The organism is Nonomuraea sp. NPDC048916, from assembly GCF_040649575.1.
Classification (GTDB): Bacteria; Actinomycetota; Actinomycetes; order Streptosporangiales; family Streptosporangiaceae; genus Nonomuraea.
In genome coordinates this window covers 1-441 of record NZ_JBEZFS010000233.1, presented here as the reverse complement: position 1 = coordinate 441, position 441 = coordinate 1, and the positions used below count along the sequence as shown (strand labels likewise).

The 441-nt window shown below is 68.5% G+C and carries 1 pseudogene; it reads right to left on the bottom strand.

Going from position 1 to position 441, the window contains the following annotated elements:
* Positions 1-441 (bottom strand): annotated as a pseudogene (locus AB0C16_RS40620) (endonuclease/exonuclease/phosphatase); the annotation flags it as partial.

The window sequence follows — 441 nt, the reverse complement described above, 5'->3', positions numbered from 1 at the left end:
CCTGGATCTCCTCCAGCGAGACGATGTCGGGGGAGGAGAGGTTGACCGCGACACCCTCGGCCAGTGTGTCGAACTTGGCCTGGTCGTCGCCGGCGTCGAGGTTCTCCACGTTGTACGTGGCGACCGCCAGCTCGTCCTTCTTCTGCTTGCGGGTCACCTCGCGCCGCAGCTTCTTGTCGACGACCGTGCCCAGCTCGGTGGCCTGCACGTTGTAGCCGCCGTACGAGGCGTAGTCGAGGACGCCGGTGGTGCGGCCCTTGAGGACGTCGCCGACGTCGGCCGTCGGCACCGGCTGCGCCGGATCCAGCGACATCACCTTGAGCCGGCCGGTGTTCTGGTCCTGGTACGAGGCGTAGAGCGTGCCGCCGCGCCGGGTCGGGTTCTCCTTCGGCTTGACGGTCACCCAGATCTCGTCGTACGCGGTCGTCGCCCCGGTCACCC